We start from the raw sequence: 20112 nt of genomic DNA, 5'->3' as shown, positions 1-20112 counted from the left end.
CACTAATGTTTACAATTGTTTGCGGCCGTGACAATTTTTAAACTTCTTGCCTGAACCGCACGGACATTTATCGTTACGGCCAACTCCCTTAAAAATAGGATCTTGCTGAGCCTCTGGTTTAGCTGTTCCGGACTGAGCGGAAATATTTTGCTGGGCTGTTGTCCTGCTTTTAGCTTCTTTTTCACGCTCTTGCTCATGAATTTGCGCTTTCATCATTGTACGCGTCACGTCAAATTCAATGGCACCAATCATATCCTGAAACATTCTAAAGCCTTCTGACTGGTATTCAACGATAGGGTTATTTTGTGCATAGCCGCGCAGGCCAACCGAGCTCCTAAGCTGATCCAAAGCATCAATATGGTCTGTCCATTTATTGTCAACAACCATAAGGATGAGCACCTTTTGGAATTCCCGGACAGACTCTTCATCACGTAATTTTGCAATCTGACGGTCGTAATTTTTAAGAGCTGCATCATAGAGCAAATCCTTAATATCATCGTACTTCAGATCTTCTATATCGTGTAAGCTGATTGAGTCTTCAGGCAACAGATTTGTTTTGGCAAAGTTAAGAATAGCATCAAGGCTTTCCTTACGATCCAAGCGGCTGTGAGATTCTACCGTACGCTCAATTGTCCGTTTAATCATGGCCTTAATTTCCGGAGCGAGATCCCGCTCAGCGGTAATGACATCATAGCGTTCAGCATAGATAATCTCACGCTGCTCGCGCATGACATCATCGTATTGAAGGACTTGTTTACGCGTGTCATAGTTGTTTCCTTCAACCCGCTTTTGAGCAGATTCAACCTGATTAGTCAGCATACGTGATTTAATGACAACATCGTTGTCTTCCTTGATAAAGCGATCGAGAATAGCTTTAACACGTTCAGAACCAAAACGGCGCATCAATTCATCTTCAAGTGAAAGGTAAAATTGTGACTCACCCGGATCCCCCTGACGCCCTGAACGTCCGCGCAGCTGATTGTCAATCCGACGGCTTTCGTGGCGTTCTGTACCGATAACACAAAGACCTCCGAGCTCGCGCACACCTTCACCAAGCTTAATATCTGTCCCGCGCCCGGCCATATTAGTTGCAATGGTAACCGCGCCGCGCTGACCGGCATTCATGATAATCTGAGCTTCTTTAAAGTGATTTTTAGCATTAAGAACTTCGTGAGGTATACCTGCCTGAACCAGCATTTTTGAGATGAGGTCTGAGGTTTCAACTGCAACAGTACCGACCAAGACCGGCTGTCCCTTCTCATGGCGGGCTTTTACATCATCAATAACTGCCTTAAATTTAGACTCAAGTGTCGGATAGAGCAAGTCGTGATGATCGATACGAGCTACCGGACGGTTCGTCGGAATCGGAATGACACGCATGTTGTAGATTTCGCGGAATTCTTCTTCTTCTGTCTTGGCAGTACCTGTCATACCTGCCAGCTTTTTGTACATCCGAAACATGTTTTGGTAAGTGATGGAAGCACTGGTCTTTGATTCATCCTGAATAGACACACCTTCTTTAGCCTCAATCGCCTGATGAAGTCCGTCAGAAAAACGGCGCCCTTCCATGGTACGTCCGGTAAATTGGTCAACAATCAGAATTTCCTGATCCTCACTGACCACATAATCAATATCAAGCAGCATGATATAGTTAGCACGCAGAGCATTGTCAATGTAGTGAGTCAGGGCGACATTTTCGATATCGTAGAGATTGTCTAAATGGAAATAAGCTTCTGCTTTATCAATGCCGGAATCCTTAAGGCCAATTGTTTTCGTCGGTGCATCAATCGCATAGTCATCTTCTGTCAGTGTCTTTACAAAACTGTCTGCACGGTAATAGAGCTGGTTAGTCTCTGTACTGACAGGCCCTGAAACAATAAGCGGTGTTCTCGCTTCGTCAATCAAAACGGAGTCAACCTCATCCACCAGAGCAAAATTGAGCGGCCGCTGTACCATATTTTCCTTGCGGACAACCATATTATCACGCAGATAATCAAAACCGATCTCAGCATTGGTTGAGTATGTAATGTCACAGCTGTAAGCTTCACGTTTTTCAGACGATGATTTAGCTGCCAGATTAATTCCGACAGACAGACCCAGCCATGAATAAAGCTCACCCATTTCAGTAGCATCACGCGTTGCCAAGTATTCATTGACCGTGACAACATGGACACCTTCACCGGCAATGGCGTTGAGGTAAACCGGCATGGTTGCTGTCAGGGTTTTCCCTTCACCGGTCTTCATTTCAGGAACATCCCCATGGTGAAGAACCACTCCGCCCATAATTTGAACGCGGTAAGGATAGAGGCCTAAAACACGTTTTGAAGCCTCGCGAACAACAGCAAAAGCCTCAGGAAGCAGGTCATCTAAGGATTCACCGTTTTGATAGCGCTGTTTAAATTCTTCTGTTTTAGCTTGGAGCTCTTCATCTGCAAGAGCCTCCATTTCATCAGCATAACTTTCAACTTTTTTTGCTATTTTTGCTAATTTTCTTACTTCGCCTTTATCATTCTCAATGATAGTGCGTAGAATATTTGCCATCTTGATTCCTTTCGATAGTGTTATCGCTCTATTTTATCATAAATACAGCTCATGTTCAAGAATTCCTGTGCCCTCTCAAAACCTCACAAGAAGCTGAAAGGCAGGTCGCTGCTGTTCCCAAAACCAGCTGTTTAATATAGCAAAAAATCTCAGTGTCATTAAAATTTTGCAATTACAGAAGGAAGTGCATTTTCAAAACATGAAAATGCACTTCTTTCGTATTTTTAAATTTCTGAACCTGACTGCACAGCCAAATACTCACTTTCGATCCAACAGTCTTATCTTTAGTGTTCATTGGGATGGCTGGCAATAATGGTCAGATTTCCTGCTAATTCCCAGGCTTTGACATCGCTTGGCAGTATGAAATGATCTCCCTTTTTAAGAGGATAGTTTTCACCGTCAACTGTGATACTGCCTTCTCCGTCCAATACACTGAGCAAAAGGTAGGGAGCTGTCTGTCTCATCTTAACAGAACTTTTTATCACCCATTTATACACAGCAAAAAAGGAACTCGAAACCAAGAGAGTGGATTCTATGTTTTCCAGAGCCAGACTGACGGGAGTTGAGTTAGCTGGGGCACCGATTGTTAAAACATCAATAGATGCCTCAATATGAAGCTCCCGTTTTTGTCCTTTGTCGTCCTTTCGGTCAAAATCATAAACACGATAAGTAGTATCACTGGACTGCTGGGTTTCCAAGATCATAATTCCCTTGCCAATCGCATGCATGGTACCGCTCGGAACATAAAAGAAGTCCCCAGCTTTAACCGGAATGCGCCTTAAAAGCTGATCCCAGTTTTCTGACGCTATCCAATCCCGCAGTTCTGCTTTGGACTGAGCATTGTGACCATAAATGATTTCAGCACCTTCATCAGCAGAGATAACATACCAGCACTCAGTTTTCCCCAGCTCTCCTTCGTGCTCCAAAGCATATTTGTCATCCGGATGAACCTGAACACTCAGCCAATCATCAGCATCCAAAATCTTAGTCAAAAGCGGAAACACAGGGCTCTTGCTGTGGCCAAACAGCTCTCTGTGCTCTGCATAAAGTTTATCCAGTGCAACTCCCTTATACAGGCCGTTTTTGACAAGAGAAACCCCGTTGGGATGGGCCGAAATCGCCCAATATTCACCGGTTGTCCTACTAGGAATATCATAACCAAATTCCGTCTTCAAACGGCTGCCGCCCCAGATTTTCTCATGCATCTGCGATTGTAAAAATAAAGGTTCTGCCATTGTATTTTCTCCTGTCATTTTTTCTCATTATATCACCATTTAACCAAAAGAAAAAGACGCAGAATGAACTTGCTGATTTAAATACCTAAGTTCTCACTGCGTCATAAAAGTTATTGAATTAGCAAAACTGTCTGTATAGCTGCTTTGCCTTTTGTAAATATTTTAGCGCTCTGTAATTCTTTTCGCCAGAGCAAAGTTGCCCAATGTCGCAGAACCATTTTCAGCGACTGCCGGTGTGATGATGTAGTCTTTGACATCAGGCACAGGCAGGTAGTCATTAAGCAAGGATGTGAATTTTTCACGGACCCGGCGCAGCATATGTTCCTGAGCCATGACACCGCCGCCAAAAACGATAACCTGCGGCCGGTAAAGCATGGTCGCCTGAATAGCAGCCTGAGCAATATAGTAAGCTTGAATATCCCAAACATCTGAATTTTGCTCAATCAGCTCGCCGCGAATACCGGTTCTGGCTTCAAGGCTGGGACCTGCAGCCAGACCTTCCAGACAGCCCTTATGAAAAGGACAGACACCGTAAAAATCGTTGGCTGCATCATTCGGATGAAGAGCCATGTAAGTATGTCCTGCTTCTGTGTGTCCGACACCGCCGATGAATTCACCGTTTTGGATAGCTCCCGCTCCGATGCCGGTACCGATTGTGTAGTAGACCAAGCTTTTCACTTTAGGGCGGGCAATGGTTTCCCCATAGGCAGAAGAATTAACATCCGTTGTAAAGTAAAAGGGAATCTTAAAACCTTTGGACATCAAGCCGACTAAATCAACATTGGCCCAATTAGGTTTAGGGGTTGACGTAATATAACCGTAAGTTTCTGAATTTGGATCAATGTCAATAGGTCCAAAAGAACCAATTGCTACACTGGCCAAATCCGCTTCGAATCTTTTGAAAAAGTCAACCGTCTTTTCAATCGTTTCATAAGGAGTTGTTGTTGGAAACTGAACCTTTTCAACAATCTGAAAATTTTCATCGCCAACTGCACAGACAAATTTTGTTCCGCCAGCTTCCACGCTGCCATATAATTTAGACATAGTAAACCTCGAATCTTTTTTGCTTCAATATCCGGTAGTTACCCTTGCTTGCAAGAGCATGATTTTATAGGAAACTACTTTTCATTATACCATAAATAAAGCGTCTGTTAAGAAAGAATCCTGCTTTTAATGCTGCATAATAAAACTAAAAAGCTGAGGCCAGTATACATCTACCAACCTCAGCAAAATCTCTTATTTTTTAACTTCCAGCAAGTCGCTGCCTGCTTCTACAGTTCCTGAAGCAACAGGTGAAACTGAAGCATAATCTGCCGTATTAGTAATGATAACCATTGTGGTATCATCAAGACCGGCCTGTGCAATCTTAGCACTGTCAAATGTTCCCAGAACATCGCCTTTTTTAACTTTTTGATCAGCTTTTACTTTTTGTTCAAAGCCGTCGCCGTTCATAGAAACTGTATCAATACCGATATGAATCAGAATTTCTGCTCCTTTATCAGTCTTAATACCATAGGCATGGCCAGTGTCAAATGCGATTTGAATTGTACCGTCAGCCGGTGCATAAACAGTATTTCCGCTAGGTTTGACCGCAACGCCTTTACCCATTGCTTCACTGGAGAAGACCGGATCATTTACAGATTTAAGATCCACAACTTCACCTGCAAGAGGAGCGCCCAGAACATCATCAGTCACTTCAACAGGAGCTGCTGGAGTTTCTTCTGCTTCCTTTGTGGTTTCATTGGCTGATTCTTCTTGTGTTTCTTCATCTTCATAACCAAAGAAGTAAGTCAAGGCAAAACCAACTGCTGTCGTTACCAATACCATGATAACATACTTAAGAACCTGTCCATTGAGGTAAAGGAGTGTTCCCGGAATGATTGTAATACCAAAACCTGTTCCTGCAAGGTTAAATAATGAAGCCAGCCAGCCGCCGAAGGCACCTGCGACAAGTCCCAAGATAAATGGTTTTCCGAAACGTAAGTTAACACCAAAGATTGCCGGTTCAGTAATACCCAGACCTGCAGATAAAGCTGCCGGGAAAGCAAGTGCTTTTAATTTAGCTGATTTGGTTTTTACACCGACGGCAAGTGTTGCACCTGCCTGTGCAGTCATAGCTGCAGTGATAATCGCGTTGAACGGATCTTTGCCGTCTGCTGCAATTAATTGTGATTCAAGTAAGTTGAAGATGTGGTGAACACCAGTCACAACGACCAATTGGTGCAGTCCTCCAAGTACCAAACCTGACAAACCAAGCGGTAAATTCAAAAGGAACTTCGTAGCAGCAAGAACGTAATCTTCAACTGAGTGGAAGATAGGGCCGATGACAAAGAGGGCAAGAGCAGACATGACTGTAAATGTCACAAACGGCACTACCAATAAGTCAAGGACATCCGGAACCTTTTTGTGCAGCCATTTTTCAAATTTAGCACCCAGCAGACCAACGAAGAAAGCCGGCAATACTGAGTTTTGATAGCCAACTACCGGAATAAAGCCGAAGTACATGATTGGTTTTGCAGCATTAGAGGCAACATCCCAGGCATTTGGCAAAGCTGAGTTGACCATCATTAAACCGAGTACCAAACCAATAACCGGGTTCCCGCCAAACACACGAAAGGCAGACCATGAAATCAGAGCAGGGAAGAAGGCAAAGGCCGTATCAGTCAAGACTACCGTATAGGTGTAGAAATTCGATGCTGAAAATGCTTTTGAGGTGGTGCCGAACAACCCTAAGATGGTATCGTTATTGATGGCACCGCGGACACCCATGAAAAGACCTGTGGCAACAATAGCCGGCAAAAGCGGTACGAAGACATCACCAAAGGTCCGAATAGCACGCTGGAAGGCGTTTCCTTCCTTAGCGGCCTCAGCTTTTTGTTCTCCTGTTGAAGAAGTAGGCAAGCCAAGCGCTACCACTTCATCGTAAATCTTGTTAACAGTGCCTGTTCCGAAGATGATTTGGTATTGACCTGAGTTAAAGAAAGCACCTTGAACTTTTTCAATGCTCTCAGCCTTTTTTTTGTCAATTTTATCCTCATCAACAACCATTACACGAAGCCTGGTAGCACAGTGAGCAACGCTGCGTACATTGTCACGCCCTCCCAGAGCTTCAATGACTTCTTTTGCAATTTGTGTATTATCCATTTGCAAAAAACTCCTTTGATAATTTGTTATGTTTTTGAAAGCGTTTTTTTACTTTCCACGCTTTATATTTTATCATTTTTTCACAATATGTCAATCGTTTTACATAAAAAAGTCACTTTTTGCGTTAAAATATTGATTTTTAAGAAGAAAACGTCTAGTATATAATATAGAATTATACGATGGAGGCACTATGTCATTAACAACCGAACAAAAGTACAAACCCTATGATAAATGGACAAAAGAAGAGGTTCAAAAAATCAAAGAAAATGCTGCACGTTCTCCTTGGCATACAGTATTTCATGTTGAACCGGCCTACGGCCTTCTCAATGACCCCAACGGCTTCTCCTATTTCAAGGGAAAATGGCAGCTGTTTTACCAGTATTTCCCTTTTGGTGCTGCTCACGGTCTTAAGTCCTGGGTACAGACAGAGTCAACCGATCTAATCCACTTCAAAGAAACAGGAACGATTTTATATCCTGACACTTCTCTGGACAGCCACGGCATGTATTCGGGTTCTGCCATGCAGTTCGGCGACAAACTGTTCATCTTTTATACAGGCAATGTCCGCGATGAAAACTGGGTACGCCATACCTACCAAAACGGCGGTTTGCTGGACAGCAGCGGTCATTTAGAAAAAGTCCCTCAAACACTGATTGCTAAGCCGGACGATGTTACCGAACATTTCCGCGATCCGCAGATTTTCTTCTACAAAGGTGACTACTACGCCATCATCGGTGCTCAAAGCCTTGATAAAAAAGGGTTTATCAAACTTTATAAGGCTCAAAACAACAGCTATAAAGAATGGCATTTTGTAGGAGATTTGGACTTTGACAATGATGCCACTTCTTACATGATTGAATGCCCCAATCTGGTTTTTGTAGATGACCAGCCGGTTCTTCTTTACTGTCCTCAGGGGCTTGATAAAAAGGTCATTCATTACGACAATATTTATCCCAATATGTATAAAATAGGTCAAACGTTTGACACAGAAAAAGCAGCTCTGGTCAATCCTTCTGAGATTCATAATTTAGATTATGGCTTCGAAGTCTATGCGACTCAGGCTTTTAACGATCCTAACGGCAGAGCCTTGTCTATCAGCTGGATCGGGCTTCCCGATGTAGAATATCCGACCGATAAATATGATTATCAAGGGGCTATGAGCCTGGTCAAAGAACTGACAGTCAAAGACGGCAAACTCTACCAGTATCCTGTCGATGCTGTTACTTCCCTTCGTCAGGAAGAAAAAACCTTTGCCAATATGAGCTCAACCAACAATACCTATGAGCTGGAGCTGACTTTTGATAAGGACAGCCGCAGTGAAATTATCTTATTTGCTGATCAAGACAGCAAAGGTTTATCAGTAGTTGTCGATACCCAAAAGGGAGAAATTCTGATTGACCGTTCTCAAGCAGGAGAACAGTATGCTCTTGAATACGGTACCACCCGTTCTTGTGCGATTGACAATGAAATTACAACTGCAACTATTTTCATCGACAAATCAATTTTTGAAATTTTCATCAATAAGGGAGAAAAAGTATTTACAGGCCGTGTTTTTCCGCGTGAAGACCAGACAGGCATTGCTATCAAACAAGGGCATCCAGCTGGTAAATACTTTGAATTAAACTATTAAGCTTATGGTTACAAAATTAACAGATGTTGCAGAATTAGCGGGTGTCAGTCCTACTACTGTTTCCCGCGTGATTAATAAAAAGGGCTATCTTTCAAAGAAAACCATTCAAAAAGTCAACGAGGCCATGCGTGAACTTGGCTATAAACCCAACAATCTCGCCAGAAGCCTGCAGGGCAAATCCTCTAAGCTGGTCGGTCTGATTTTCCCCAATATCAGCCATATCTTTTATGCCGAATTGATTGAACATTTGGAACGTGAGCTGTTTGATAAGGGCTACAAAACCATTATCTGCAACAGCGAACACGATTCTGACAAGGAGCGTGAATATCTGGAAATGCTGGAAGCCAATCAGGTGGATGGCATTATCTCCGGCAGCCATAATTTAGGAATTCCTGATTATGACCGCGTCACTGCTCCTATTATTTCCTTTGACCGCAACCTATCCCCTAAGATTCCCGTTGTTTCATCCGATAATTTTCAAGGCGGCGTTCTGGCTGCCCAAAGCTTGAAGGAAGCCGGCTGCAAGCGAATTGTCATGATTACCGGTAATGATGACAGCTGCTCACCGACGGCACTGCGCCGCACAGGCTTTAGTTCTGTCTTACCTAAATCTTATTTCATCAACGTTTCCAGCGATTATTCTCCTGTCCGCAAGGAAATGGAAATTAAAAATATTCTTGATCGTTACCAGCCCGATGGTATTTTTACCTCTGATGATCTGACAGCTATGCTGGTGATGAAAACAGCCAATGAGCTGCAAATCAAGATTCCTGAGGATTTAAAATTAATCGGCTACGACGGCACTGCCTTTATTGAAAATTACCTGCCCCAGCTGACGACCATTAAACAGCCCATTCGTGATATTGCCCAGCTGACTGTTGAGCTGCTGTTAAAAAAAATCGCCGGACAAACGCTAAGTGATAAAGAGCATAAACTCCCCATCACCTTAATATCTGGCAGAAGTATTTAAAAACTCGCAAAGTTCTTGCTTTGCGAGTTTTTTTAAACAATAAAATCATCTAACACTGCCTGTTTTAGCAGCCAGCCTTTAAGCTCAAGATGAGAATCCGCAGCGTAGTACTTTTCTGCCGCTGTCGGATAAAGGTGGGAGGTAAAGGTTGCCTGTCCGTCATTGATAAACAGTTCAACAGAGCTCTTGTCAATATAGACAGCAAGTTTCGTCAGCTCATCCTCCATGGGAATCGTCAAGCATTCTCCAAGCTCTGTATTGAAATGCTGATCCATCTGACTGCGGTCAACTGTACAAAGCTTTGTTTTGCTGTCATAAGAAATACGAAAACCGCCGCTGCCGTCTTTCTTACTGAACAGCCTCAAATCAAAATCCTGCCCCCGAGCATTCAGCACCTCTAATTCACAAACTCTGGCCAGCTCCTTATCCAAAGTCAGCGACCGCTTACGAAGTGAAGCGATGTCCTCTATAGGACGCTGAATCAAACGGTTATTAACCAAACGCAGTTCACGCGGCAGGGTCAGACTGCCTTCCCAATCTTCTGCTTCTGTCGGGTAGTGATTATCCGGCAGTCCCATCCAAGCCGTTAAAATAGCCCTATCAGGATCCTTCACCCCAGCTGCAAACTGAGCCGCATAAAAATCAAAACCATAGTCCAGATGGCGGTAATCTCCTTCTGCTGTGAAGGTTAAGTTCTGATAATCCATTTTCCCGAGTAAGTAGACATTATGATTGGTATTTTGATTACGATGCGGCAAGGTTGTGTACTGAGGTGAAAAAACTAAGATATCTTTGCCGGAAATGCGTTCAATGGACGGGCACTCCCACATGCCGCCCAGATTTTCAAATCCCGGAACCTGCAGTTCACCGGCAAAGGTCCAGCCTTCCAGCAAAGAATCCGAACTGTAAATTAAAACCTTCCCTTTAAGATCCTTGGATTGGGCGCCCAGAAGGATGTAGTATTTTTGCGTTTCTTCATCATAAACGACCTTAGGGTCACGCTGGTGCTCTGTATAATTTTCATGAGGACCAAAAAGAGGCTGAGGGGCTTTTATCAACTCACCGGAATCCTCCAGCTTGGCAACACAAGTATAAGGTGTCCGTACCCAATTGTCATCACGATGGTTGCCTGTATAAAAAAGATAGAGATCTTCCCCCGTTGAAAAACCTGAGCCTGAATGCACTCCTTTATTATCGTAAAACGAATCCGGATAGATGCCGACACCGCGGTTTTCCCAATGAACCAAGTCCTTTGATGCCGCATGATACCAGTATTTTAAACCATGCACAGCACCCCACGGGCACCACTGGTAAAAAAGATGCCAGATACCCTTATGATAGACGAAACCATTGGGATCGCTTGATAAACCTGTAATTGGCTGTAGGTGATAGGTTTGTCTGTAATCCGATTTTTTGATGGCCTCATAAAGCCCGCGAATGTCATCTGCACTCTGCAGTACACGGTAGCGCTCTTCCCGCGTCCATTCTTTCATTGTCTTCTCCTTTGATTCAAACAGATACTCTCATTATAGCGTATGCGCTTTCATTTTTCAAACTCTTCTTTTCATGCAAAAAAGCCCGGCTGATTTTTTGCGCTTTAGCAGCAGCAAAAAATTTCAGCCCGGGCTTCTATTTTTTCTCAGCAATAAACTGACTTAAGACACCATTAATAAACTTGCTGGATTTGTCATCGGAATATTTCTTTGAAATTTCAATGATTTCATTGAGAGCAACACGTTCGGGTGTTTCTTCATAATATTTAATTTCATATAAACCCAGCCGCAGCAAGTTTCTATCCACCAGCGTCAGGCGGGAAAGCGTCCAGCCTGATTTAAGATGCTGGGAAATACTTTTATCCAGCTCTTCTTTGCAGTCAGATACCCCCTGAACCAAGGCCAGCAGGAACAAAGGCACATCAGCTTCTTCCTCCTCAGCCTTGTCATAGGTATAGGCAAATTCAGCAGCTTTCAGGCTGTCGCCGCCGAATTCCAAAGAAAAGAGTGCCTGAAAGGCACGTTCACGCAGATCACGTCTCGAATCACTAAACACACTAGCCATCAAGGAAATCCTCATCAAACAGGGTTTTCATATCAGGTTTTGGTGTTTTTTCAGGAACAATGCCAACAACATGGACATTGACTGCTGAAAGACTGACTTCTGCCATATCATAAACAGCCGCCTTGACCGCCTGCTGAATCTCGATAGAAACTGCCGGTACATTGACGCCGTACTGCAGATAAACATAAATATCAGCGTTAACGGTGCCGTCTTCTTCTGTCTGAAGATAGACGCCCCGTCCATGAGCAACCTTGCTGAGACTGTCAGCTACTTTTTTATTATGAAGCGAGTGGACACCTTCAACCTTGGTTGTGGCGATGCCTGTAATCACTTCAAGCACACGTGGAGAAATAACAATTTCTCCGATCATTTCATTTGCCATCATGCGATCCTTTCTAATAAAGTCTACAAATCCGGCTTTGTTTAAGCACGAGAAACGTAAGTACCTTCTGCTGTATTAATGATCAGCTTTTGACCGACTTCAATGAAGTCCGGCACATTAACAACAAGACCTGTCTCAAGCGTTGCAGGTTTCCCTGAACCTGTTACAGTTGCGCCCTTAATAGATGGCTGTGTATCAGTAACTGTCAGCTCAACAGTTGTCGGGATGGTAACCCCGATAACTTCTGTACCGTAGAATTGAATTTTCACTTCTGAATTTTCTAAAATGAACTTCAATTCTTCTGCTACATTGGCAACCGGAATTTCATACTGCTCATAGTTTTCTGTATCCATGAAATAAGCCGTATCATCCATTTGATAAAGGTATTGAGCAGGACGTGTTTCGATGATGGCCTGTTCAAACTTTTCTTCCGGACGGTAAGTTGTATCAAATGTTGAACCCGTACGGACATCACGCAGTTTCATGCGCATAACGGTGTTTCCTTTACCTGGTTTATGATGGCTGGCTTCAAGTACTTTAATCAATTTACCATCATTGGTCTCAAAAGTCATGCCAGCCTTGAGCTTACTTGCTTCAATCATGTTTTCTATACCTCTTTATAAAATATTATCATCTCATTTTACCATAATGTCCCAGCATTCTCAAATGTTTTCTGAGCCGGTCTCTTCTTGCTGTCCCAGATGAATTTCCGGTACATCGTGCTGAAAATAAGGAACATTTTTGGCCTCTAGAAGTTCAATCGCAAAAGGATGAGGACGGTAGGCAGTCTTATAGGTAATCTTGCTGATCCCCGCCTGCAGGAGTGCCTTAGTGCAGTTAATACAGGGAAAATGTGTTACGTAAATTTCGGTATTATTTGTCGAAATCCCTTCTTTAGCACACTGGATGAGTGCGTTCATCTCAGCATGAACCGTTCGGATACAGTGCCCGTCTTCCATTTGGTGGCCGACTTCATCACAGTTGTCCGTATCAGATACACCGCCGTTGTAGCCTGTGGCAATGATCCGCTTATTTTTAACCAGCACAGCCCCGACATAAGCACGGTTGCAGGTTGAACGCTTGGAAATCAGCTCTGCGTTAGCCATAAAATAATCCTGCCAGGATAGGCGTTTTTTATCAGTCATATCTCTTTTCTCCTATAAAACAATTAATTCTTTCGGAGCCTGAGTCAGAACCTCGCAGCCATTTTCTGTAATCAGAAGATCATCTTCAATTCTGACACCGTATTTGTTTTCCAGATAGATGCCGGGCTCATCGGTCAGAACCATTCCTGCCTGAATAGCTTCATCAGATTTCCCGAAATAAGGAATCTCGTGAATATCCAGACCAATTCCATGGCCGATGCCATGCGTAAAATACGCTCCGTATCCGGCAGAATCAATCACTTCACGCGCAATGCGATCATATGCACGGTAAGTCACTCCGGCCTTAGCAGCTGCAATAAGAGCCTGATTGCTTGTCAGCACGATATCATAGATTTCCCGCTCTTCATCTGTCACCTGACCAATATGAACGGTTCTGGTCATGTCAGACACATAGTGATGGTAATAGCAGCCAAAATCAAGAGTCAGCGTCTCACCCTTTTGAATAACCTTCTCTGAAGCTGCTCCGTGGGGCATGGCAGAGCGATGGCCGGAAGCCGCAATCGTTTCAAAGGACACACCGCTTGCACCGTATTTTCTCATGCGAAAATCTAAGAAATCAGCCACGTCCAGCTCAGTTGTTTGTCCCGGTTTGATAAAATCAAGCACGTCCAAGAATGCTTTATCAGAAATGGCACAGGCAGACCGAACAGTTTCAATTTCATCAGCATCTTTAATCATACGCAGCTCTTCAACAAAATTAGTCATGGAATGCAGGTGATAACCGGCAAAAATTTCTTCCAGCTGCTGATAAAAACTGTAAGTCACCTGACTGTCAAAGCCGATTGTACTTAAACCGTCTGCCTTGATGATTTCAGCAATTTTACTCAGAGCCGAGCGCGTCTCAACAACATCAAAATCTGAAACGGATTGCCTGGCAATCAGCGTATAGCGCGAATCGGTCAGTAAAATCCTGCGTTTAGGGCTGATAAAGACTGTAGCTGCAGTCCCCCAAAAACCAGTTAAATAGTAAATATTATTCTGCCCGGTCACCAAGACAGCATCTGCCGGCGACTGGGACAGTTTTTCTTCAAATCTCAGCAGCCTCTTATTCATTTAATTTACCTTTCAAATATTGACCTGTAAAGCTTTCCGGCACTTGAGTCACTTCTTCCGGTGTGCCGGTCGCAATAACCTGACCGCCGCCGACTCCTCCTTCAGGGCCTAAATCAATAATGTGATCTGCTGTTTTTATCACATCCAAATTATGCTCAATGACAAGCACCGTATTGCCATCATCAACAAAACGTTCCAGAACCTTCAGAAGTCTGGCAATATCATCGGTATGAAGACCGGTTGTCGGCTCGTCTAAAATGTAAAAGCTCTTGCCGGTTGAGCGTTTATGGAGTTCGCTGGCCAGTTTCATCCGCTGAGCTTCACCGCCTGACAGTGTTGTTGCCGGCTGCCCGAGAGTTACATAGCCAAGGCCAACATCCTTAATCGTCTGAATCTTACGGGCAATCTTAGGAATCGGTGCAAAAAATTCTGCGGCATCATTAACCGTCATATCCAGCACCTGTGCAATATTTTTTTCTTTATAATGAACTTCCAAAGTCTCACTGTTATAACGCGTTCCATGGCAGACCTCACAAGGCACATAGACATCCGGCAAAAAGTGCATTTCAATCTTGATGATGCCGTCACCCGAGCAGGCTTCACAGCGTCCGCCTTTGACGTTGAAAGAGAAGCGCCCCTTTTTATAACCTCGTATTTTAGCCTCATTGGTTTGAGCAAACAAATCCCTGATATCATCAAACACACCGGTATAAGTTGCCGGATTTGACCGCGGTGTGCGTCCGATAGGACTTTGGTCAATATCAATCAAGCGATCAATATGCTCAATGCCAGAAATGGACTTGTATTTCCCAGGCTTTTCAGAATTGCGGTTAAGCTTTTGCGCAATAGCCTTCTTTAAAATACTGTTGACAAGGGTTGACTTTCCGGATCCTGAAACACCTGTTACAGCAATGAATTTCCCCAGAGGAAACTTAACAGTGATATTTTGCAGATTATTTTCTGCAGCTCCCTTCACTTCAATAAATCGCCCGTTTCCTCTGCGGCGCTCAAGCGGCACAGGAATCTTCTTTTTGCCGGACAGGTATTGTCCGGTAATAGACTTTTTATTTTTTGCAACCTGTTTAGGGGTACCGGAAGCTACAATTTCTCCGCCTGCAGCGCCGGCCCCCGGTCCTACATCAACCAGCCAGTCAGCTGACATCATGGTATCTTCATCATGTTCCACCACAATTAAGGTATTGCCCAGATCGCGCATTTTCTTAAGGCTTGAAATCAGGCGGTCATTGTCTCTTTGGTGGAGACCAATCGAAGGCTCATCCAAGATATAAAGAACACCGCTCAAATTAGAACCAATTTGGGTTGCCAAACGGATTCGCTGGCTTTCACCGCCGGAAAGTGTTCCGGCCGACCGCGAAAGCGTCAGGTAACTGAGCCCGACATTGTTGAGAAAAGTCAGGCGATCTTTAATCTCCTTGACAATCGGCGTGGCAATGGTTTTCTCGTTATCTGACAGCTCTAAGTGCGTCAGTAAATTCAGATGATCGGCAATGGATAAATCAGACACCTGACCGATATTCAGTCCGTCTTCACCGCCTACACGCACGCAGAGCGCCTGATCATTGAGGCGGTAGCCGTGACAGGTTGCGCAGGGCAGCTCATTCATATAGCCGCGCATGACATTGCGGGTAAAGTCGCTGTTGGTTTCGTGATAGCGGCGGCTGATATTGCTGACAATGCCTTCAAAAGGAATATCAATATCTCTGACACCGCCGAATTCATTTTCATAGTGAAAATGGAATTCTCGGCCGTCAGAGCCATATAAAATCAGATTTTTAGCTTCATCCGACAGCTCTTTGAAAGGAACATCCATATCAATGCCAAAAGCTGTCATGGCCTGCTCAAGCATCTCTGGGTAATAATTGGACGAGATAGGATTCCAAGGGGCAAGCGCTCCTTCTCTCAAGGTCTTTGACTCATCCGGAATCACTAAATCCAAGTCCACTTCCAATTTGATCCCCAGACCATCACAGGTCGGGCAGGAACCAAAGGGAGCATTGAAAGAAAAGAGGCGCGGTTCCAGCTCAGGTACCGTAAAGCCGCAGACAGGGCAGGAATAATGTTCCGAAAAGATTAATTCATTGCCATCCATCGTATCAATCATCACATAGCCGTCACCCAAGCGCAGAGCTGCTTCGATCGAATCAAACAGCCGGCCGCGAATGCCCTCTTTTTGTACTAAGCGGTCAACAACCACTTCAATATTGTGCATCTTGCTTTTGGAGAGTTCAGGTACTTCTGCCACATCAACAATATCACCGTCAACCCGCACGCGGACATAGCCATCTTTTTGAATACGCTCAAAAATAGACTTGTGCTGTCCCTTTTTTCGGCGGACAATAGGAGCTAAAATCTGCATGCGCGTCCGCTCAGGCAGAGTCAAAACCTGGTCCACAATCTGCTCCACAGATGAAGCTGTAATCGCACCGTGGCCGTTTTTACAGTAAGGCACACCGACCCGTGCATATAACAGCCGCAGGTAGTCATTGATTTCTGTGACTGTTCCCACAGTTGAGCGCGGGTTTTTGCTGGTTGTTTTTTGGTCTATGGAAATGGCAGGGCTGAGACCGTCAATAGAATCCACATCAGGCTTATCCATATTTCCCAGGAACTGTCTGGCATAGGCTGACAGACTCTCAACATAGCGACGCTGTCCTTCCGCATAAATGGTATCAAATGCAAGGCTTGATTTCCCGGATCCCGACAGGCCTGTCATAACGATCAGCTTATCGCGCGGAATCTCCACGTCGATATTTTTCAAGTTATGAGCACGCGCTCCGTGAATAATTAATTTATCCTGCATAATAATTGAGCCTTCTCTCTAGTATTATCTTCTTATTATATCAAATATTTAAGAATCAGTTGCCCCAAAATGTTTCAAATGTAGTATAATAAAACAGTATGCATTAATCAAATGAAGAGGAGGGCTTGTCATGAAGCAAATGTTTCTTTCAACAGCAACAGAATTCAAAGAAATTGAAACATTCGAGCCGGGTGCTTGGATTAATTTGGTCAACCCCTCCCAGGAAGAGTCATTGCAGGTTGCCGAAAATTTCAACATTGATATCACCGACTTGCGGGCACCGCTCGATGTCGAGGAAACATCCCGGATTTCCATAGAAGATAATTATACACTGATCATCGTTGACGTTCCTACATCCGAAGAGCGCAACAGCCGCAGTTACTATATTACGATTCCTTTGGGAATTATTGTCACTCAAACAGCGGTTATCACGACTTGTTTAGAGCCTTTGACACTCTTTGACAATTTCTTGAATCATCGGATACGCAATTTTTACACTTTTATGAAGACACGCTTTGTCTTTCAGCTTCTGTACCGAAACGCAGGACTCTATCTGACGGCCCTTCGTTCGATCGATCGCCAAAGCGATAAAATTGAGGCACAGCTGGAAAAAGCGACACGCAATGAGCAGCTGATTGACATGATGGAGCTGGAAAAGTCTATTGTCTATCTGCGAGCTTCTCTTAAGCTCAATGAACGTATTGTCAAAAAGCTCTCCGGCAGCACATCCAGTCTCAAAAAGTATGTTGAAGACGAAGATTTGCTGGAAGACACCCTGATTGAGACCCAGCAGGCGATTGAGATGGCGGGTATTTATGAAAATGTCCTTAATGTTATGACAGAAACTTCTGCCTCCATCATTTCCAACAACCAAAACACCATTATGAAGACTTTGGCGCTGATGACCATGGCCCTTGATATACCAACCGTTATCTTTTCTGCCTACGGCATGAACTTCCAGAACAACTGGCTGCCTCTAAACGGTATGGAGCACGCTTTCTGGTATATCGTTTTAATCGCGGCAGCCATGAGTTCAATCGTTGTCATTTACTTTATTAGGAAGAAATGGTTCTAAATGGGTAAGACTGCCAGACACTAAAAGTGTCTCGCCAGTCTGCGGCATCCGCTATCTGCGCTATGCCTTACCCATTTACTGGTGCAGAGGGTCAAATAATATCGATTTGCCCTTCTGGGCGGTATAAGCTATTCTTTCATGCCGAATCGGCTGCTGAAAGTGGCAGCCTGCCTTTCCCCATTATATTTTTACTTAGATTTTTATAAACAGGAGAATTCTAACCCATGGATTTACAAAACCTCACCAAAAAGAATCAAGAATTTATCAGCATCGTCACTCACCAATTAATCCAAGCAGGTAGATCCGATGAAGACATCAAAGCCATTCTCGAAGAACACCTGCCGGATATCTTGGAAAAGCAAAAACAGGGTATTCCTGCCCGTTCTTTCCTTGGTGCACCTAGTGTCTGGGCAGCTCAGTTTATTGAAAATGATGAAGACAGAGCAAGCAAAGCCGCTCCTAAAAACACCAATCCCTGGCTGATGTGGCTGGATACGTCTCTCTTTTTCCTTGCCATCGTCGCTTTAATAACAGGGCTGTTAAATTTCTTCAACAAACAAACACCAACCTATGGCATCGTCTCAATCCTCTTTATCGGTTTTGGCGGCGGAGCAGTCATGTTTGCAAGCTATTACTTTGTTTATCGGCATTCCGGAAAACCTAAAGAAGAGCGTCCGAGTTTTTTGAAATCATTTGGCATTTTAATTCTCTTTATGCTCTTTTGGATGATACTCTATACAGCATCAAGCCTGCTACCGGCAGCAATCAACCCTAAGCTCTCAGGACTGACACTACTTATTTTGGGAGCTATTGCTTTTGGTATTCGCTACCTTCTTAAGAAAAAATATAACATCGAAAATGCTTTGGCTCCGCAGCAAAGTGCAAAATAGTTTTTACCGCTGAATATGACAGCTGAGACATAAAAAATGACCACTTAGAAAGAAAGTGGCCTTTTTTAGAGATTTTTATGCTATAGTTAATACATGGAGACAAGATATATTTTTGATGACAGGGTGGCTGCTTGGTGTGATGGAAATTCTCTTAAATTCCAATCATCAGTCAGTTGAGGTATTTTCAGGAAAAGACATTTTCTTTTTACACATACAGATATTGGTTTCATCACAACATGAAATTGCTGCCTGATTATTTCCAGCAAATCGGCAAGAGTCAGATTGCCAACAGTCTTGAGATTTCTGCCATCAACAAATCTTTTTCATCCACCCCAACATCAGCTTCAGAAATTCAGCCAAAACAACCTGGATTTTCCGAAAATATTACAAAGATTAATTATGAAAAAGGAGTTTATCATGAAAAAAGGATATTCTTGGTATTTGCTGCTATTGCTGCTTGCTGTTTATTTTATCGTTATCGCTTTCTTTCCCGCTCTGCATCTGATCCTTGATGGCATGCTGGTTTTAGCCCTGCTTTTTGCTTTCTTTGGAATCAGCAGCCATAATTTCGTTTTATTCTTTATCGGATTGGGATTCTTAAGCATTTACCTTAAAGATCTCTTCCACTTCACCTACTCCACCGGTCCGCTCTTTGCAGGTCTTGTTCTTATCGGTGTCGTGCTGCATAATCTGATTGTTCCCCGCAGTTCCTATACCTATAAAAGCAAAAGCACATCGCACCGCCATTTTGACGATGAAAAAAGCGCCAACTATATTGACAACGAAACCGACCTCTATCTTAGGACATTCTTTTCAGAAAACACTACTTATGTAACCTCAAAGCAACTAACCAATGTTTACATCAACACGAAATTTGGCGAGCAGTCAATTGATTTCACGCAGGCACAGTTTATGACAGACTCTCCTGAAATCCGGCTTGATATCGCCTTTGGTCAGACCAATATCCGCATCCCCGGCAACTGGCGTATCGTCAATAAAACAAGCACACCTTTTGCCTCCATTTCTTATTCAGGCAGCCACAACGCCGGCAGCAACGATCTCGTATCCGTTGCACTGACAGGTACCGTCGCTTTTGGAGAAGCTGTTATTCAGTATTAAAAAAAGAGTGATAAAAATCACTCTCTTT

General features: G+C 43.7%; 16 protein-coding genes and 1 pseudogene. 6 read left to right on the top strand and 11 right to left on the bottom strand.

Annotated features, from left to right (window positions below):
- Positions 1–9: 9 nt before the first annotated feature.
- The 4 genes from secA to AC4HAN_RS08010 form a co-directional block, all read right to left on the bottom strand.
- Positions 10–2541 (bottom strand): preprotein translocase subunit SecA, encoded by a 2532-nt coding sequence (gene secA, locus AC4HAN_RS08025; RefSeq protein WP_491092051.1) that lies wholly within the window; start codon positions 2539–2541, stop codon positions 10–12.
- A gap of 284 nt (positions 2542–2825) precedes the next feature.
- Positions 2826–3776 carry a mannose-6-phosphate isomerase, class I gene (gene manA, locus AC4HAN_RS08020; RefSeq protein WP_491092050.1) on the bottom strand — a complete coding sequence of 317 codons (951 nt, stop codon included), beginning with the start codon at positions 3774–3776 and terminating at the stop codon, positions 2826–2828.
- Positions 3777–3938: 162 nt separating this feature from the next.
- Positions 3939–4820 (bottom strand): fructokinase ScrK, encoded by an 882-nt coding sequence (scrK, locus tag AC4HAN_RS08015; protein ID WP_491092049.1) that lies wholly within the window; start codon positions 4818–4820, stop codon positions 3939–3941.
- A 192-nt stretch (positions 4821–5012) separates the two neighbouring features.
- Entirely contained in the window at positions 5013–6920 is a 1908-nt protein-coding gene (locus tag AC4HAN_RS08010; protein WP_491092048.1) for a sucrose-specific PTS transporter subunit IIBC, read from the bottom strand.
- Positions 6921–7110: 190 nt separating this feature from the next.
- Between AC4HAN_RS08010 and AC4HAN_RS08005 the strand changes: the two genes are divergently transcribed.
- Together AC4HAN_RS08005 and AC4HAN_RS08000 are read left to right on the top strand one after the other, a co-directional pair.
- The gene (locus AC4HAN_RS08005) at positions 7111–8550 is read left to right on the top strand and encodes a sucrose-6-phosphate hydrolase (RefSeq protein WP_491092047.1); all 1440 of its coding nucleotides are present in this window, start codon (positions 7111–7113) and stop codon (positions 8548–8550) included.
- A gap of 4 nt (positions 8551–8554) precedes the next feature.
- Positions 8555–9520 (top strand): LacI family DNA-binding transcriptional regulator, encoded by a 966-nt coding sequence (locus tag AC4HAN_RS08000; protein WP_491092046.1) that lies wholly within the window; start codon positions 8555–8557, stop codon positions 9518–9520.
- A 32-nt stretch (positions 9521–9552) separates the two neighbouring features.
- Here the strand turns inward: AC4HAN_RS08000 and AC4HAN_RS07995 are convergent, their stop codons facing one another.
- The 7 genes from AC4HAN_RS07995 to uvrA all read right to left on the bottom strand — a co-directional run bounded on the left by AC4HAN_RS07995 (position 9553) and on the right by uvrA (position 17000).
- Complete coding sequence (locus tag AC4HAN_RS07995) at positions 9553–11013, bottom strand: glycoside hydrolase family 32 protein (protein WP_491092045.1); 1461 nt, start codon at positions 11011–11013, stop codon at positions 9553–9555.
- A 136-nt stretch (positions 11014–11149) separates the two neighbouring features.
- Positions 11150–11578 (bottom strand): transcription antitermination factor NusB, encoded by a 429-nt coding sequence (gene nusB / locus AC4HAN_RS07990; protein ID WP_491092044.1) that lies wholly within the window; start codon positions 11576–11578, stop codon positions 11150–11152.
- A complete protein-coding gene (locus tag AC4HAN_RS07985; protein ID WP_003090909.1) occupies positions 11571–11960 on the bottom strand; it encodes an Asp23/Gls24 family envelope stress response protein in 390 nt (129 codons plus the stop codon). Before AC4HAN_RS07985 ends, nusB begins: the two co-directional genes overlap by 8 nt.
- 41 nt (positions 11961–12001) lie before the next feature.
- A complete protein-coding gene (gene efp / locus AC4HAN_RS07980) occupies positions 12002–12562 on the bottom strand; it encodes an elongation factor P (RefSeq protein WP_027975356.1) in 561 nt (186 codons plus the stop codon).
- 60 nt (positions 12563–12622) lie between these two features.
- Positions 12623–13105, bottom strand: a complete 483-nt coding sequence (locus AC4HAN_RS07975) for a deoxycytidylate deaminase (RefSeq protein ID WP_491092043.1) — start codon at positions 13103–13105, stop codon at positions 12623–12625.
- Positions 13106–13117: 12 nt separating this feature from the next.
- Positions 13118–14179 (bottom strand): M24 family metallopeptidase, encoded by a 1062-nt coding sequence (locus AC4HAN_RS07970; RefSeq protein ID WP_491092042.1) that lies wholly within the window; start codon positions 14177–14179, stop codon positions 13118–13120.
- Positions 14172–17000 (bottom strand): excinuclease ABC subunit UvrA, encoded by a 2829-nt coding sequence (uvrA, locus tag AC4HAN_RS07965; RefSeq protein WP_491092041.1) that lies wholly within the window; start codon positions 16998–17000, stop codon positions 14172–14174. The genes AC4HAN_RS07970 and uvrA overlap by 8 nt, the downstream gene beginning before the upstream one ends.
- A 130-nt stretch (positions 17001–17130) precedes the next feature.
- Here uvrA and AC4HAN_RS07960 point away from each other — a divergent pair, with 130 nt between their 5' ends.
- From AC4HAN_RS07960 to AC4HAN_RS07945, 4 genes and pseudogenes are all read left to right on the top strand, one after another.
- Positions 17131–18075: a magnesium transporter CorA family protein gene (locus AC4HAN_RS07960; RefSeq protein WP_491092040.1), complete on the top strand. Its 945-nt coding sequence runs from the start codon at positions 17131–17133 to the stop codon at positions 18073–18075.
- A 224-nt stretch (positions 18076–18299) separates the two neighbouring features.
- Entirely contained in the window at positions 18300–18965 is a 666-nt protein-coding gene (locus AC4HAN_RS07955) for a DUF1129 domain-containing protein (protein ID WP_491092039.1), read from the top strand.
- Positions 18966–19058: 93 nt separating this feature from the next.
- Positions 19059–19385 (top strand): annotated as a pseudogene (locus tag AC4HAN_RS07950) (LytTR family transcriptional regulator DNA-binding domain-containing protein); the annotation flags it as partial.
- Positions 19383–20084, top strand: coding sequence for a hypothetical protein (locus tag AC4HAN_RS07945; RefSeq protein ID WP_491092090.1), 702 nt, complete (start codon positions 19383–19385; stop codon positions 20082–20084). The pseudogene AC4HAN_RS07950 and the gene AC4HAN_RS07945, both read left to right, overlap by 3 nt.
- Positions 20085–20112 lie beyond the last annotated feature (28 nt).

The organism is Streptococcus sp. ELY_86 (genome assembly GCF_058314495.1).
This window is presented reverse-complemented; position numbering and strand designations above follow the sequence as displayed.